At 40.2% G+C, this 15,495-nt stretch carries 17 protein-coding genes; 5 read left to right on the forward strand and 12 right to left on the reverse strand.

Translation table 11 applies throughout. The features are described 5' to 3' along the window. The first annotated feature begins 4 nt into the window (after positions 1-4). Both dsbB and H5163_RS08060 read left to right on the forward strand, forming a co-directional pair. A complete protein-coding gene (gene dsbB / locus H5163_RS08055; RefSeq protein ID WP_182734906.1) occupies positions 5-517 on the forward strand; it encodes a disulfide bond formation protein DsbB in 513 nt (170 codons plus the stop codon). Beyond that, on the forward strand, positions 517-819 hold the full coding sequence (locus H5163_RS08060) for a DUF6170 family protein (protein WP_182734907.1): 303 nt from the start codon (positions 517-519) through the stop codon (positions 817-819). Before dsbB ends, H5163_RS08060 begins: the two co-directional genes overlap by 1 nt. 16 nt (positions 820-835) lie before the next feature. Here H5163_RS08060 and H5163_RS08065 read toward each other — a convergent pair whose 3' ends face one another. Beyond that, positions 836-1,132, reverse strand: coding sequence for a ComEA family DNA-binding protein (locus H5163_RS08065; RefSeq protein ID WP_145239286.1), 297 nt, complete (start codon positions 1,130-1,132; stop codon positions 836-838). A gap of 261 nt (positions 1,133-1,393) precedes the next feature. Here H5163_RS08065 and H5163_RS08070 point away from each other — a divergent pair, with 261 nt between their 5' ends. Continuing rightward, positions 1,394-1,708: a YebG family protein gene (locus tag H5163_RS08070; protein WP_145239289.1), complete on the forward strand. Its 315-nt coding sequence runs from the start codon at positions 1,394-1,396 to the stop codon at positions 1,706-1,708. 70 nt (positions 1,709-1,778) lie between these two features. Here the strand turns inward: H5163_RS08070 and putP are convergent, their stop codons facing one another. Then, positions 1,779-3,290 (reverse strand): sodium/proline symporter PutP, encoded by a 1,512-nt coding sequence (gene putP, locus H5163_RS08075; RefSeq protein ID WP_145239292.1) that lies wholly within the window; start codon positions 3,288-3,290, stop codon positions 1,779-1,781. 377 nt (positions 3,291-3,667) lie between these two features. On the opposite strand from putP, the gene H5163_RS08080 reads away from it, so the two are divergent. Continuing rightward, on the forward strand, positions 3,668-4,891 hold the full coding sequence (locus H5163_RS08080; RefSeq protein ID WP_145239295.1) for an EAL and HDOD domain-containing protein: 1,224 nt from the start codon (positions 3,668-3,670) through the stop codon (positions 4,889-4,891). 69 nt (positions 4,892-4,960) lie between these two features. Here the strand turns inward: H5163_RS08080 and H5163_RS08085 are convergent, their stop codons facing one another. Genes H5163_RS08085 through ccmA form a run of 10 tightly spaced genes read right to left on the reverse strand, consistent with a single transcriptional unit; the run spans position 4,961 to position 12,706 of the window. Next, positions 4,961-5,692, reverse strand: a complete 732-nt coding sequence (locus H5163_RS08085; RefSeq protein ID WP_145239298.1) for a VacJ family lipoprotein — start codon at positions 5,690-5,692, stop codon at positions 4,961-4,963. Between the two features lie 9 nt (positions 5,693-5,701). Next, positions 5,702-6,982 (reverse strand): c-type cytochrome biogenesis protein CcmI, encoded by a 1,281-nt coding sequence (gene ccmI, locus H5163_RS08090; protein ID WP_145239301.1) that lies wholly within the window; start codon positions 6,980-6,982, stop codon positions 5,702-5,704. After that, positions 6,983-7,444: a cytochrome c-type biogenesis protein gene (locus tag H5163_RS08095; RefSeq protein ID WP_145239304.1), complete on the reverse strand. Its 462-nt coding sequence runs from the start codon at positions 7,442-7,444 to the stop codon at positions 6,983-6,985. Next, the gene (locus H5163_RS08100) at positions 7,441-8,013 is read right to left on the reverse strand and encodes a DsbE family thiol:disulfide interchange protein (RefSeq protein WP_145239308.1); all 573 of its coding nucleotides are present in this window, start codon (positions 8,011-8,013) and stop codon (positions 7,441-7,443) included. The genes H5163_RS08095 and H5163_RS08100 overlap by 4 nt, the downstream gene beginning before the upstream one ends. Further along, positions 8,010-9,977 carry a heme lyase CcmF/NrfE family subunit gene (locus tag H5163_RS08105; RefSeq protein WP_182731016.1) on the reverse strand — a complete coding sequence of 656 codons (1,968 nt, stop codon included), beginning with the start codon at positions 9,975-9,977 and terminating at the stop codon, positions 8,010-8,012. The genes H5163_RS08100 and H5163_RS08105 overlap by 4 nt, the downstream gene beginning before the upstream one ends. A gap of 1 nt (position 9,978) precedes the next feature. Beyond that, positions 9,979-10,458: a cytochrome c maturation protein CcmE gene (gene ccmE / locus H5163_RS08110; protein ID WP_145239314.1), complete on the reverse strand. Its 480-nt coding sequence runs from the start codon at positions 10,456-10,458 to the stop codon at positions 9,979-9,981. Then, on the reverse strand, positions 10,455-10,658 hold the full coding sequence (ccmD, locus tag H5163_RS08115; RefSeq protein WP_145239317.1) for a heme exporter protein CcmD: 204 nt from the start codon (positions 10,656-10,658) through the stop codon (positions 10,455-10,457). The genes ccmE and ccmD overlap by 4 nt, the downstream gene beginning before the upstream one ends. Before the next feature lie 2 nt (positions 10,659-10,660). Beyond that, positions 10,661-11,398, reverse strand: coding sequence for a heme ABC transporter permease (locus H5163_RS08120; protein WP_145239320.1), 738 nt, complete (start codon positions 11,396-11,398; stop codon positions 10,661-10,663). Between the two features lies 1 nt (position 11,399). After that, entirely contained in the window at positions 11,400-12,086 is a 687-nt protein-coding gene (gene ccmB / locus H5163_RS08125; protein WP_145239323.1) for a heme exporter protein CcmB, read from the reverse strand. After that, positions 12,086-12,706 carry a cytochrome c biogenesis heme-transporting ATPase CcmA gene (gene ccmA, locus H5163_RS08130; protein ID WP_145239326.1) on the reverse strand — a complete coding sequence of 207 codons (621 nt, stop codon included), beginning with the start codon at positions 12,704-12,706 and terminating at the stop codon, positions 12,086-12,088. Before ccmA ends, ccmB begins: the two co-directional genes overlap by 1 nt. A 102-nt stretch (positions 12,707-12,808) precedes the next feature. Between ccmA and H5163_RS21280 the strand changes: the two genes are divergently transcribed. Next, positions 12,809-15,493 carry a flagellar hook-length control protein FliK gene (locus H5163_RS21280; protein ID WP_259399795.1) on the forward strand — a complete coding sequence of 895 codons (2,685 nt, stop codon included), beginning with the start codon at positions 12,809-12,811 and terminating at the stop codon, positions 15,491-15,493. The last annotated feature ends 2 nt before the right edge of the window (positions 15,494-15,495 follow it).

A 15,495-nucleotide genomic window follows, 5' to 3' on the forward strand; every position in this document is an offset into this window, starting at 1 on the left:
TTTTATGACTTGGTTAGCAAATTTAGCCCAACAACGCAGTGCTTGGTTACTACTCGCTTTTAGCGCTTTTATTTTTGAATTAATCGCATTGTATTTCCAATACCAAATGGGCTTAGAGCCATGCATTATGTGTATTTATCAACGTACTGCCATGCTAGGGTTACTAGCCGCAGGGTTAGTCGGCGCAGTCAGACCAACCAATTTAATTTGCCGTATAACAGCATTTTCAGCATGGGCAGTTGCTAGTATTTGGGGTTACTTAATTGCACGCCAACATATTGATATGCAAACGACAACCGATCCCTTTGCGTTTAGCTGCGAATTCGAGCCTAATTTTCCATTACCATTACATGACTGGATGCCACATTTTTTTGCTGCGACAGGAGACTGTGGCAACATCGATTGGCAATTTGCAGGGTTAAGTATGCCAGCATGGATGGAGATCATTTTTGCGGTATTTACTCTGATACTGATAAGCGTTGTAGTAAGTCGTTTAATAATTAAAAAGTCGCTGTGATGATTGCATTATTTTCAAGTCAAGTAACGCAATTAAAATCGTTTAAAATACGTCAACGTCAGCAAATAATTGCGATTGCAGTGAGTATGTTAACTCCAATGCAAAAAATCAGTTTGCGTATTATAAAGCTGATTTTATTGATCCCAGTATTTCTATCATTAGCGTATATCGAAGGTTGGCTGTTACTTCCTGTATTACTGGTGGCTGGGTTAAGTTACCCGTTGTTAACCACCCCTGTTGAAATTCAATTCTCTAAACACTATTTGAGCAAGGCTATAAAGCAATTTGAACTGGGCGAATAATTCGCCCTGTAGTTTTTTAAAATGTAACTTTGCCATCCAGTTTAGCGACTAATTTATCGCCAATACCTTTCACCTGCGCTAGATCTGCAACAGACTTAAATTTGCCTTGCTCGGTACGGTAATCAACTATCGCTTGTGCTTTTGATTTACCAATACCTGGCAGCTGGGTAAGCTGCTCGACTGTTGCTTGATTAACATTGACTAACTGAACTTTACCCATACTTTCAGTAGCTTCGGTTTTAGTTACAGCGGCACCACTAGGCAATGATATAGCCAAGCCAAGCACTACGACTATTAAAGTTAAAAACTTCATGTTTCTCCTCCATGATGTCCATACGTGGACTCAATTAATAGTTGACTTTAATGCCTTCACTTTTGGACTACTTCCAAATAAAGTCATACTAAAAAAGTGCGACTATTTAAATAAAGTAAAGTTGTACCTCTTTGTCAAATCCTAATAGTAAAAAATAAAAATGTTCACTTGCAAAAAGACCAATAAACAATTACTGTACATAAAAACAGTAATCAATCAAGGTGAACTTGTTATTCACCAAGCAAATTGGCAGGAGAAATCATGGCTGTTGTTGTTAAATATGTTGTAGAGAGAAACGGAGTCGAGCGTATGACGTTTACTACTAAAAAAGAAGCTGACGCGTATGACAAAATGCTTGATATAGCAGAGTCGCTTGAGGTTATGCTTGAGAAAGTTGATGTACCACTAAGCGAACAACAAATCGAATCGCTCGCACTTGAGATTGCTAAAAGTAAAGACGACTTTATGAATGTACTTAAAGGCGGCAAAGAGGCAATACAGAAAGCACCAACGGCGAAAGTAAAAAAAGAAAATGTAGCGTCAATTAAAGCCAGCACTGATAAAGAAGCAAGCTAAAAAATCATAAGTTAACTAACTAAAAAAGGGCAATTAATTGCCCTTTTTTAGTTATAAAAATTATTACTCGTTATAGCCCTCGTTCAACTTCATCAAATAATTCGGTGATCTCTTTATTTGGTGGCGCTGTTGATAAGCTCACTGTAATGATTGCAATTGTTGCAAGTATAAAGCCCGGTATAATTTCATAAATGATACTGCTGAGACTCTCTCCATTTATGGTGATTGGCGCATATATCCAGATCAACACTGTCCCTGCACCCACAACCATACCACTGATCGCACCTTGTAGATTCATTCGCTTCCAATATAAACTAAGTAATACTAACGGGCCAAACGCAGCCCCAAAACCTGCCCACGCATTACTTACTAAATCTAAAATAGAACTGTCGCGGTCATAAGCCAAATAAATAGCAAATAATGCAACGAGTAGTACACTAATTCGACCAACTAAAACCAGCTCGGTTTGTGATGCATCACGGTTTAAATAAATTTTGTAGAAGTCTTCAGTCAAAGAGCTTGAACAAACCAATAACTGAGATGAAATAGTACTCATAATCGCAGCTAAAATAGCAGCAAGTAAAAAGCCGGCAATAAGTGGATGGAAAACCAATTCAGATAATACTAAAAATATCGTTTCTTTATCGTCAATCAACATTTGATTTTCGATCATGTAAGCAGCACCAAATAGTCCTGTTAACACTGCACCAATTGCTGATAAGGTCATCCACGACATACCAATACGACGCATAGTAGGCATATCTTTAACAGATCGTACTGACATAAAACGCACTATGATATGCGGTTGACCGAAATAACCTAAGCCCCATGCCATTGCAGAAATAATAGCGATGGTTGAACCGCCTGCAAACCAATCTAACATATTAAGAGAGTGGACTTCGCTCTCTTTCGGAGCGCTTAACAGCAAGTCATAACTGGCATTAGTAAGTGTGTCTAACACTGGCTGATCTAGCATCATATAAGTAACAATAGGTACAGCAAGTAGCGAGATGAACATGATGCAACCTTGCACAAAGTCAGTCAAACTCACAGCTAAGAAACCACCAAACAATGTATAAAGTACGACGACCCCGGTTGTCACATAAAGCCCCGTTTCGTAACTCATCTGAAATGAGTTTTCGAATAATTTACCGCCAGCGACAACGCCTGAAGAAGTATAAAGTGTGAAGAAAACGATGATCACGATTGCCGAAATTACACGTAATATATTTTTATTATCAGCAAAACGATTAGCAAAGTAATCAGGAATAGTAATCGAGTCATTCGCTTTCTCAGTATAGACACGCAGGCGTGGCGCTACTAAGAAGTAGTTTGCCCAAGCGCCAAGTACTAAGCCTATTGCAATCCAAACTTTACTTAAGCCAAATAGATACATAGCACCGGGTAAGCCCATAAGTAGCCAACCACTCATATCCGATGCACCGGCAGATAGAGCAGCTACAGCTGGTGATAAACTTCTGCCACCCAACATATAGCCCGACACATCGGCGGTAGACTGCTTATAAGCGTACAAGCCAATACCTAGCATTACGATAAAATACGCAGCTAAAGAAATAATCATTCCAGTTTCCAAACTCGCCTCCAACTCTGAAGTTAAAACCTGGCTTTTAATCCTAATAATGACTCATAAATCAATACTATATAAAGTCATTATTGGTGTAAAAACCAACCTAGAGCTTGACTATATCACGCAAAGGGTGAATAACTCCAATTACTAAGTTAACCTTACAATGATATAGGGTTAAGCGGTTTTACCTAATGGTTAATTATTTGACTATAGAACATGGTAATTAATACTTAATTACCCTAGGATTAGATCGATGATTTTGCAATTAATCAATACTATAGTATTGATATTTTAAATATAGTTAATGCTATTTATGTTGTTTTATCTTATATTGCCCAAGTAATCGCTTAACTGATGTGGACCCGCTGTTTATGTATTTTTATGCTGCACGCCAACCAATTTTAGATCGAAACAAACAACTTGTAGGATATGAGTTACTTTTTCGTGACGGCGTTGATAATGTATTCCCAGATATTGATGGTGACGAGGCAACTAGTCGGCTAATTGAAGGTAGTCAATTCAATTTTGGCTTAGAAGATCTCACCGATAATAAACCAGCGTATATCAACTTTACGCTTGAAACATTACAAAAAGGCTACCCAACCCTGCTTGGTAAAGATCAGATTGTTGTAGAAATACTCGAAACAATTCAACCAGGGAAACGCTTACTCGCGATCGTCAAAGACTTAAAACAAAAAGGTTATACGCTCGCCCTGGATGATTATATTCACCAGCCTGTATGGCGTCATTTTTATCCTTTTATTGATATTATTAAAATAGATTTTCTCAATTGTGAAGTTGACACTATCCACAGCATAATCGAAGAAATTAAACCTTATCCGCATATAAAATTATTAGCAGAAAAGGTAGAAACCTACGAAAAGTATCAATTAGCATTAGATCTTGGCTTTACTTACTTTCAAGGGTTTTTCTTTTCCAAGCCAGAAATGGTGCAAAGTAAAACCTTGCCGCCATCAGAGATAGCTCTTGCCGAGCTGCTTTATGAGACATCCACTGTTGAAGTCAATTTAAAGAAAATTACCGACGTATTTGAGCGAGATGTAAACCTCTCTTATAAATTATTACGTTATAGTAATTCAGCGGCATTTAAGCGCAGAGCTGAGATCAGCACCATCAAACAAGCACTAATTGTGCTAGGTGCAGCAGAAATTAAAAAGTTTTTATCCTTGTTGTTTGCAGCTCAAGTTGCTGGTGATAAACCCGCAGAGTTAATACGCTTATCGTTAACTAGAGCACGCTTTACTGAGTTGCTAGCTATAAACCATAGTAAACTCAAAGATACGGGAATGGCTTTTTTAACCGGTATGATGTCACTAATGGATGCCATATTAGATGAAGATATGGAAAGCGTGATGAATAAGCTACCATTATCCAACGACATAAAGTTAGCATTATTAGAGGATCAAGGTTTACTGGCACAATATCTGCGCTTGGTAAAATTATACGAACAAGCCAATTGGCAAGGTGCAAACGCGATTAAAGATGAGCTTGGTCTTACAGCTGGTAAAGTGCCAGATGCATACCATGACGCAGTTAACTGGGCTAATGAACAAATGAAAGTACTGGCTGGGTAATAAATAACGCCGTAAAAACAATGCCAGCTTAGATGCTGGCATTGTTATTTAACCCGAAAATATAATATATTAAAGGCTTTCTAAAAAGTCTTCATCAAAATCTTCGGGCTCTTTTTCAACAGGTGGATTACCATCATACAGCTCATATAACTGACGTTGAAAGTAAATGTCTTTCATAAAAATATACGGATCGAGTGACTCATTCAATAAGCTTTCTTGCGGTATTAAAGAGGCTCGGGCTTCTACGGCCTTTAATGCAAACACCAATACAGTTTGTGGCGTGGTTAAGGCAATTTTCGGTAACACAAAGCTATCAACAACATCACCCGTCAGGTTACGCGCTGTTGACGGTCCCATTCCCGGTAGCATTAAATAGGCACCGTCACCTATTCCCCACACCCCCAGAGTTTGACCAAAGTCTTCATCAACAATATTCAAACCAAGCGATGTAGCAACATCAAATAAGCCAAAAATACCCACTGTTGAATTAACTAAAAAGCGCGCTAAACTAACCCCTGCGTTACCCGCTTTACCTTGTAACGTGGCATTAATTACATCAGTTGGTGCACTAATGTTACCAGTAAAATTGACGATACTACGGCGCACCGGTGTTGGCGTTACAGCCACATACCCTACCGCAACAGGGCGCAGAACATACGCATCAAGTACATCCATATTAAAATCATACATTGGACGATTAAATGATTGTAGTGGATCTCGCTCATCTATTTTTTCGTCAGGCACTTGTGCGCATCCTGCTAGCACCAATAGTCCAAACAAAACTAAACTCTGTCTTAACATCTTTTATCCTTAAGGTATTAATTCATTGATAAGTAAATCATAAGCCTTGGTTTGGCTACGTTCTAACACATCTGAACGCCCTTCCAACTCACCCGTTGAAGGCATTACTGATGCATCCTTTGAAATGCGTGCAGTTAAAATAATTTTATCAACGCTCGAAAGCGTTAAACCTGCAACCATAGCATTACTATCACTTAACTGTACTTCAATTGGAAAACTATAATCTGTTAATTTTACCACTGCGAGTGGCATTGGTGGACCATTGGCGGCTTTTGCAAAGACGAATAAGGTTCCTTGCGTTGGAAGCTTGTCAGTAAACTGTGGAGCAAGATTAACAGTGATTTTAATAGCGCTAGTTTGGACTGCGTTATTATCTTCGTCACTGCTCTGTTGAACTTGTTGTTGTGTATTTTCAGCAGAAATATTTTGTTCAATTTCAGTAATCCTCTGAGCAATCATGCCATAACGAGAGTCTTGTTCGTCCATACTATTTAAAAGTACTTCGAATGCTGATTTTGCTTGTAACCAATCGTGACGCTCGTAAGCAATTAATGCTAACAATGAAATAGCATCAAGGTTAGTTGGATCGTCTTTAAGTACTTTAGAGAGCATACCCGCAGCGCGCGTCATATTTACCTCACTGCCTTCCAGTAATAGCACTTGGCTGTAACTGATAAGCACAGGCATATTGTCAGGATCCAGACGCAACACTTTATCAAATGACTGTTGTGCCATATCGTATTCATTCAATGACATAGCAACACGTCCTAGCAGCATCCAAGCCACTTGATCATCACCACTTTGATCTAGTTTAGTGCGTAGCCCTAACGCAAACGCTTGTAATTCATTTTGGGTTAAAGGCTCGCCTTTTTGCATCACTGCACGTTCACCGTAGGCAGGTAAATTATCCATAGCGCTGTGCCAGTTCTGTAATTGCTGTTGTGAGCCAGTAGCAGTATAAAATATAGCCGTAAAAGCAATTAAAAATGCACTACCGGTTAACGCAAAGATACGGTTATTACCCTTACTCATCAGTGATTTTTCAGGTGATAACTCATTTAGTAAACGACGTTTGAGCTCAATCACAGACTCATCATGATTAGCTTGATCAATACGTTGATTTGCTAAATCATTCGCCAGCTCACCAAGGCGCTGATGGTAAATGGCAATAAGCTCTGAATTAGCATTGTAAGTGAGACTTTGTATGCGCTCTTTACTCAAAAAAGGCAATGCCACAAACGCCACAGCTAATAAGGTTAATAATGCAAAAGAAACCCACATTAGTATCATTTAAATCTGCTCCTGACGTTCATTTTTCGCAATGAGCTTGGCTAATAACGCCTCATCTTGCTCACTCCATGTTTGCTTAACCGCAGCCTTACGTTGTCGAAAAATAATAAAACCAAAGCCAAATACCACAATCAAAATAGGTAATACCCATAACACTAATGTTGCTGGCGTAACCGGCGGATCGTAGTGAACAAAATAGCCATAGCGGTCAATCATATATTCAATCACATCGTCTTTCGATTTGCCTTCTTTGACTAACGCCAATACTTTTTCGCGTAAATCTTTTGCAACCACAGCATCTGAATCTGCGATATTTTGATTTTGGCATTTAGGGCAACGTAATTCTTTAGTTAACTCAGTAAATCGTTGCGCTTGTTCGTTGTTATCAAATTGGTACCGATCTTGCTCTGCCATAGCTATGCCACTAGCTAATATCATTAAAGCAATTATAAAATATTTCATGGCTGTAATTCCTGCATCAAGGGAGCAAATTTAGCACGCCAAACTCGTGGGTTTATATCGCCAGTATGGTGCAATAAAATGGTGCCTTTGCTATCCACTAAAAATGTTTCAGGTGCACCTGATACACCTAAATCAAGCGAAAGTGTACGATGTAAGTCAAGAATATTAAACTGATACGGATCACCTGCACGACTTAACATTGACGCCACTTCTTCACGAAGCGCTGACATATCAAATTCACCATCAAAGTCAGCATCGTAACTTTGCACATAGTAAAGCCCGATAATTTTAACGCCTTGCTCTCGCAATTGGGTTAAATAATCTAATTCAGCCAAACAGGTAGGACACCAAGTGCCCCACACATTGAGTAAATATACATCGCCTTTTAATTGGCTATCTTGCCAACGCTTTGAATCCTGCATTAAATCTGGTAAATCAAAAGCTGGCATCGGTTGACCTAACCGACCAGTTTGAATTTCTCTTGGGTTTGAAAACAAACCTTGAAATAAAAACACGCACACTAAAACAAACGCCAACAGAGGTATTAGCGCTAACAACTTGCGGTTCATACCAGCTTCTCCTGTGACTTATCAATGCTTTTCTTACTAGTGCGGTAACGTTTATCACCTAAAATCATAAAACCGGCAAGTGATATCAACACGCCACCAATCCACATCCAACGCACAAATGGCTTATGGTAGATACGCAGTGACCAACCACCGTTATTTAATTGCTCACCAAGGGCAAGGTATAAATCGCGGGTAAAGCCAGCATCAATTGCAGCCTCAGTCATAAATTGCATACCAATATCGTAACGGCGTTTTTCTGCATGCAGTATAGTAACTAGTTTATCATTTTTCAGGACACTCACTTCTCCAGCATGACCACTGTAGTTTGGTCCACGAATAGTGTTAACCCCTTCAAAGCGATACTGATATTGGTTTAACTGCACAATTTCGCCCGGCTTCATCGAAACATCACGTTCAACAGAGTACGCAGAAGTTAAAGTGACTCCTGCGATGACAAAGGCAATACCTACATGCCCTAGGACCATAGCCCAATAACTAAGTCCTAACCTTTTAAGGCCTTGGCTAAAGTTAGTTTGCACAGTAGCTTTAACATATAAATCAACACCGGTGGTGATCACAATCCATATCGCAAGCGTGGTCGCCAATAAAGTTAAAGGCGCTACGATGGCATAACTTGAATATAACCAAGTAGCACCGATTACTATGCTCATTAACGCTGAGACAAGGAGTTTATTTTGTAAAAAAGACCACTTGTTTTGCTTCCAACGTAACAGAGGGCCAATACCCATTAAGATGGCAAACGGCACCAAAATAATGGCAAACATTTTATTAAAGAATGGTTCGCCAATTGAAATACTGCCTAAGCCCATTTCTTTATGAACCATAGGTAATAAAGTACCTAGTAACACAATAAAAGTAGCAACCACTAAAAATATATTATTGAGCCATAATGCCACTTCACGTGATACCAGTTTATAGCGACCTTCGCTGCGTACTTGCGATACCCTAAATGCATATAACGTTAACGCACCGCCGACTACTATCGCTAAAAACGCTAAGATAAATAAACCACGATCGGGGTCGGTAGCAAATGCATGCACGGAGACAATAATGCCAGAGCGAACAATAAAGGTGCCCAGTAAACTTAATGAAAATGCAGCAATCGCAAGTAATACGGTCCATGATTTAAATACACCGCGTTTTTCAGTTACCGTCAATGAATGCAATAGCGCCGTAGCTACTAACCAAGGCATGAGCGATGCGTTTTCAACGGGATCCCAAAACCACCAGCCACCCCAGCCAAGCTCGGAATATGCCCACCAGCTTCCGATAGTGATACCTAATGTTAAAAATCCCCACGCAGTCATTGTCCACGGACGTGACCACTTAGCCCAAGTATTATCAAGTTTACCTGTTAATAATGCAGCAATTGCAAATGAAAAAGAGACCGATAGCCCAACATAACCCATATACAGTAAAGGAGGATGGATGATCATTCCGGGGTCTTGTAATAACGGATTAAGGTCGCGCCCTTCGACAGGAAAATACGGCAGTAATAATTCAAATGGGTTCGACATCCACAGAGTATAAAGCATAAAGCCAACCCCTAAAAAGCCTAACACACCTAATACACGTGCTCTTAATATCCAAGGTAATGAATTAGAGCGCAGTGCAACAACTGCAGTCCAACCAGCTTGCATAACTAACCATAATAAAATAGCGCCTTCATGGCCGCCCCAAGTTGAGGTGATTTTATAATACCAAGGCAAAGTACTACTTGAATGATACGCCACGTACGCGACGGTAAAATCATCAGTTAAACTTGCATAAATAAGGGCTGCGAATGACAACAGTACGAATACAAATTGGCCGATAGCTAATGAAGGAGCAGCACGCATTAACCGTAAATTACCAGTATGTGCGCCCCACAAAGGAAAAATACACAATAAAACACTTAGCACCATAGCCAGTGTTAGAGAAAAATAACCGATTTCTGGGATCATCTTAATTGCCACTTTCTAAGTTATATTTTGGTTTTTCGTGTTTGATCCCCTTCACCGCTTCCGCAACTTCGGCAGGCATATACTCTTCGTCATGCTTAGCCAATACCTCGAACGCTTCTATTACATTAGGTTCAATCAACACACCTTGAGCAACAATCCCTTGCCCCTCACGAAATAAGTCAGGCAAAATACCTTGGTATTTAATCGTTACTAAGGGGCCTGTATCAATCAAGGTAAAGCTTACTTGTAGGCTGGTTTCATCCCGAATCACTGATCCTGGAACTACCATACCGCCAATACGCAACTTTTGACCAATATGCGGCTTTTCTTTATCTGGGCCTTTCCCCTCGATTAACTCACTTGGTGTATAAAATAGATTAATATTTTCTTGCAGAGCATAAAGTACTAAACCAATGGCGGCACCAATACCAAATACAATAGCGACGACGCCAAGCAAACGTTTCTTACGTCTTGGGTTCATGCATGATTCTCCTGCTTAGCGTGTTTAATGCGAGCTTCTCGTTCAGCTTGTTGCTGCACAGAAGCCATAATACGCTTTGTATCATTCAAAGAGCTTACTAAAATACCTAACAAAATCAGTGCACATGAACCAAAAGAAAGCCACACATAAAAGCCGTAGCCGCCCATGGCAATAAAATCAGAAAAAGAATCAAACTGCATAACTAACCCCTATTCAACAACTGGCGCACCCAAGGACGATGCTTTTCACGTTGTAAAATTTCATTTTTAAGACGCATCAAAGTCACCATACCGACAAAGCCGGCAAACGCGACTATATTTACCATTAATGGCCAAAACATACTTGGATCAATAGCTTTCGTATCAAACTTGGTAATACTGGCACCTTGATGCAAGGTGTTCCACCACTCAACAGAAAAATGGATGATTGGTAGGTTAATTACCCCCACAATAGCCAAAATAGATGCAGCTCGACCTGCTGCTTTTTTATCTTCAAAGGCATGATATAAAGACAATACCCCTAAGTATAAAAATAATAGAATGAGCTCAGACGTGAGTCGTGCATCCCATACCCACCAGGCCCCCCACATAGGTTTACCCCAAGCGGCGCCAGTAATAAGTGCAATTGCAGTTACACATGCACCAACAGGTGCAATAGCAATTACTGCTAACTCTGCATTACGAAGTTGCCATACCAAAGCGATCACTGCAGCTATGGCCATTGATGAATAAGCACCCATCGATAAAATAGCTGATGGTACATGAATAAAGATAATGCGATAACTGTCTTTTTGCTGATAGTCGGCAGGCGCATAGGCTAACCCCCAGACCCAACCAATAAGCATACAGACAACCGTTATCACGGTAAAATAGGGCAGTAACGTATTGCATAATTGATATGCACGCTCTGCTTTGGCGTAGGGATGTAACCACTTCCACATATTAACTTACACTCACTTTCAATGCTGACGATATGGCGATTGGTGCGCTGATAATTGCAATGACGAGCATCGCACCAAGGATGGCAAGCTGCCCACTATAATCCAGTGACATTGTACTGGTATCGATAGCAGACGTTGCAAAAATTAATACGGGGATATACAAAGGCAGGACCAATAAACTCATCAAAATACCGCCTTTTTGTAATCCCACAGTAAGCCCAGCGCCAATAGCGCCGATAAAACTAAGTAATGGCGTACCCAAGAGCAAGGTAAGCACCGTTGCAATCAATGCTTGATTGTCTAAATTTAATAACAAGGCGAACAGCGGCGTCATCAACACCAACGGCAAGCCAGTAATGATCCAATGGGCAACAACTTTACCGAGCACCGTTAACGGTAGCGGGTACGATGAAGCAATCAATTGCTCTAAACTACCATCATGATAGTCATCACGAAATAGTTTATCTAAGCCTAACATGGTTGAAAGTAAAGCGGCGACCCAGATAATACCAGGTGCCATACGGCTAAGTAGACCGGGCTCAGGACCAATTGCTAACGGAAATAATGTAATAACAATCAAGAAGAACAAAATGGGGTTTACGATTTCAGCACGCTGGCGAAATGCCAGCTGTAAATCTTTCTTACAAACGGCACTAAATAGCTGCCAATATGAATGCTGGCGTAACATCAGTGTCGGTACTCCAAAGTCACTGTTTGTAACTCATTAAAATGCGTAGTTAAATCTTGATGGGTAGTTAATAAAATCGCCCCACCTTGTTCTAGATGGGCTAAAAACCGTTGTTGTAAAAATGCAACCCCGGATTTGTCTAAGGCTGTAAATGGTTCATCCAGAACCCATAACTTCGCATCATTAAGCCAGAGCCTAATCAGCGCAACACGACGTTGCTGACCGGCTGATAGAGTACGCACAGGTACATCTTCAAGACCAACTAAGCCAATTTTAGCTAATAATGAGTAAAGATCTTGCTCAGTATTGTAACCTTGAATTTGCAACCAAAACCGTAGGTTTTCAATCGCACTAAGTTGACTATTCACCCCGGTTTTATGACCGATAAATAACAACTGTCGGGCAAATTCATCATAGTTTTTAGCAATTGATTCACCTTGCCACATAACTTGTCCTTCATCGGGCGCAGAAAAACCCGCAATTATACGCAACAGTGATGTTTTACCAGCCCCATTTGGGCCTGCTAATTGCATGATTTGACCTGATTTCAAGCTGAAATTAAGATCCGCAAACAAACAACGCTCTTGCTTGATGCAGGTGACGGACTTAATGTGTAACAAGATGATGATTCTCTATACCCAAAATTAGGCGTTAGTCTATCATAATGATAGGGTAATACGAATAATGCTTTGCACCTATTAACGAAAACTTGATTTAAATTAATGAACAAACCTACACAGATAACACTAGCGAATTCGCTTCCTATAAGTCATTCGTCACACAATGGCGTTGCAAAGCAATTACCTGTTTTCAGCGAGCAAACACTCAGCGCTAAAAATATCGTATTCGCCAATGGCTCTGTGCAGATGGAAGTCTATATTGATAAGCATTGGCAAACATTGCGCTTAGCTACAACTGGCACTGAAACAAACACTCAAAAAATTGCCAGTGCCGATATTCAACTCAGTAATGATGGTAAACAACTCACTATTTTACCAAAACAAACTGAAATCAGCCTACGCCAAACAAACCAGCTGCAAAGTGTTTTGAATTTTATTAATAGTGGTGATCAGGTCGATAATAAACCATTGTCGTTGCAAATTATTTTACAACCTGCTGCAAAATTACTGTTAAACCAATTACACGCCAGTATTCCTATCAATAAAGAAGTCGCCCAACTACTGCACAGTGAACAAGGCCTAAAAGCAATAATTACTCCGAACCGCAATAATTTTACCTTAAGTGTTATTAATCGCTTTGCTGATACACTTCACCAACAGCCAATCAGTCAAGCAAAACTTGCTCTTTGGCTAAGTAAACAAGTGCCTAACGGGCAGCTACAGCTAGATAAAAACGCCGTAATACTGAGTTTTAATAACTATAATGGCAGTATTAAATTAGTACCTCAGCAGCCGTTACAGAGCCACAGTACACACTCAACTCAGCTTGGCGGAGTAATTCAAAAAGTACAATTAAATGCGCTTAATGAACAATTAATAATAAAAACGCAGCTACCAAAAATAGCCTTGCAGTTAAAAAATTCATTAGCCCATACTTTTAATTCACTGGTACAAAAAAGCCATGTACCAGGCCAGTTTAATACCCAAACAAGTGCAGCACCTATTAGCCCCTCATTGGTCAGTAGCAGCCCAATAAGCTCGTGGTTACAAGACAGTTTTGCTGACTTAAAAACCCGAATAAGTGACGCAGTACGCTATTTTGAAAGCAAACCATTTAGTCAATTAGCAATGATCAGCAATAAATCAGCTGTAGCACAATCGCTAACACCAACACATCAAACTGCACAAACCTTATTACCCAAATCACTCCGGCAAATAAACCTTGTGGCAATGGCGACAAGCAACACCCAACCATTACTGGCAGATATCAGTCAAGGTACCGCGCTGCCAAAGCATTATCACCAGTCGCCTCCCCTGGTACAGTTATTTCAGCGATTAAAAGCCGGTTTAGCAAGTATTACAGAGCCTAATGTGGTTAAAAATAACAGTACTACTGCGGCGCCACTGAGCAACGATACAGATAGCCATCAGCAATTAAATAAACTAGCCGCCGCGATTCAATCCAGCAAGCAAACTGCAGTAGCGCAAAATAAAATACCGCAGGTTACTGCTAATCCAAAACAAACAGCCGCTGATATTCATGCTCAACCGACTCAACCGGCTCAGCTAAATAAAGAACCTATCACTAAAGCGCCGGCACGCAGTTCCGAACAAATTCTACCCAGCAAAATCAATAGTACAACTGTCAATGTCAGTGATAATAGCGCTGCAGCCAAAACAGTTATAGCCGATGCTCAGCAAAAATTAAAAACAACTCCACCGTTTGCTGCTGGGGTAGATACTAAAGTAGCATCTCTAACAGCACAGTTAAACAACGACAATCTAAAATCAAGTACCCACTCACATATCGATGCACCATTAAAAGGGCCGATAACTAGCGCTTTGCCAGCCAGCCAGATTAGCTTGCCACTGGAAGCCAAATTATTGGCACCACTTTTAAAAACGCCTATCGAAAAGCCGCTGCCTAATTTTAAATCAGCAGCAAACTACGATAAACAGCATATCGCTTCACAAATTGATAAACTAGCAACGACCAAAGTGAGTGATAATGTCGATTTAAATCGGCTAGTCAATCAAGCTTTTAGCCGCATGATTGACAGCCAATCGTTGCAACCGTTAACCATTCAACGAGAAATACTCAGTGTTTTACGTCCAGAAAGCTTAACAAATAGTGCCCTGCAAAATAGTTTTAGCCAATCTGTTGAGCATTTGGCCGTGGCTATTTTAGCGGCTCCAAGCTTAGCAAATATCAGCGCATTGAATTTTAATAGTCAAAGCTCACTTGATGCTTTACTCCAAGTATTGGTGCCTAACTTTAAAGCAATTAACCCACAGAAACTGCAAGAACAATTACTACAGCCACAATCACAAGCATTAGCGGCTGAGCTGAGCCAAATAAAAACTGCAATTAGCCAAATTAACACGACCCCCATAAATCAGCAGCCTGATAATAATCCGTTAGTACAATTTTTACTGCCGATGCGACTGCCACCGGAAACCGCACAGACAGAAATTTCATTAGGGCAATATAAAAAACCAAGCCAAAATAAACTCGAAGATAAAAATGTTTGGTTTGTGCGACTTAATTTTGATTACGCAGAGCTAGGCCAATTACAGATCACCGCTGAATTAATGGATAAAGCACTAGATTGTCAATTACTTGCCTCAAGCCAAGATATCACCGCAATGGCTCATCCGCATCTTGAGAGTTTGCGCCATAAATTAACAGCTCATGGCTTACAAGTTGGTGAAATGAAGCTAAGCCAAGGTGCGCCGCAACACCAAGCTTTTTATCAGTCCCATGCCATTATTAATATTAAGGTTTAAAC

Origin of the sequence: Pseudoalteromonas sp. SG44-8 (assembly GCF_014164125.1) — a bacterium.
Taxonomy (GTDB): Bacteria; Pseudomonadota; Gammaproteobacteria; order Enterobacterales; family Alteromonadaceae; genus Pseudoalteromonas; species Pseudoalteromonas rhizosphaerae.

What these genes read in the sequence shown, in the direction of transcription:
- dsbB (WP_182734906.1), top strand. Translation starts at nt 5, where the DNA reads ATGACTTGGTTAGCAAATTTAGCCCAACAACGCAGTGCTTGGTTACTA.
- H5163_RS08060 (WP_182734907.1), top strand. Translation starts at nt 517, where the DNA reads ATGATTGCATTATTTTCAAGTCAAGTAACGCAATTAAAATCGTTTAAA.
- H5163_RS08065 (WP_145239286.1), bottom strand. Translation starts at nt 1,132, where the DNA reads ATGAAGTTTTTAACTTTAATAGTCGTAGTGCTTGGCTTGGCTATATCA.
- H5163_RS08070 (WP_145239289.1), top strand. Translation starts at nt 1,394, where the DNA reads ATGGCTGTTGTTGTTAAATATGTTGTAGAGAGAAACGGAGTCGAGCGT.
- putP (WP_145239292.1), bottom strand. Translation starts at nt 3,290, where the DNA reads ATGATTATTTCTTTAGCTGCGTATTTTATCGTAATGCTAGGTATTGGC.
- H5163_RS08080 (WP_145239295.1), top strand. Translation starts at nt 3,668, where the DNA reads ATGTATTTTTATGCTGCACGCCAACCAATTTTAGATCGAAACAAACAA.
- H5163_RS08085 (WP_145239298.1), bottom strand. Translation starts at nt 5,692, where the DNA reads ATGTTAAGACAGAGTTTAGTTTTGTTTGGACTATTGGTGCTAGCAGGA.
- ccmI (WP_145239301.1), bottom strand. Translation starts at nt 6,982, where the DNA reads ATGATACTAATGTGGGTTTCTTTTGCATTATTAACCTTATTAGCTGTG.
- H5163_RS08095 (WP_145239304.1), bottom strand. Translation starts at nt 7,444, where the DNA reads ATGAAATATTTTATAATTGCTTTAATGATATTAGCTAGTGGCATAGCT.
- H5163_RS08100 (WP_145239308.1), bottom strand. Translation starts at nt 8,013, where the DNA reads ATGAACCGCAAGTTGTTAGCGCTAATACCTCTGTTGGCGTTTGTTTTA.
- H5163_RS08105 (WP_182731016.1), bottom strand. Translation starts at nt 9,977, where the DNA reads ATGATCCCAGAAATCGGTTATTTTTCTCTAACACTGGCTATGGTGCTA.
- ccmE (WP_145239314.1), bottom strand. Translation starts at nt 10,458, where the DNA reads ATGAACCCAAGACGTAAGAAACGTTTGCTTGGCGTCGTCGCTATTGTA.
- ccmD (WP_145239317.1), bottom strand. Translation starts at nt 10,658, where the DNA reads ATGCAGTTTGATTCTTTTTCTGATTTTATTGCCATGGGCGGCTACGGC.
- H5163_RS08120 (WP_145239320.1), bottom strand. Translation starts at nt 11,398, where the DNA reads ATGTGGAAGTGGTTACATCCCTACGCCAAAGCAGAGCGTGCATATCAA.
- ccmB (WP_145239323.1), bottom strand. Translation starts at nt 12,086, where the DNA reads ATGTTACGCCAGCATTCATATTGGCAGCTATTTAGTGCCGTTTGTAAG.
- H5163_RS21280 (WP_259399795.1), top strand. Translation starts at nt 12,809, where the DNA reads ATGAACAAACCTACACAGATAACACTAGCGAATTCGCTTCCTATAAGT.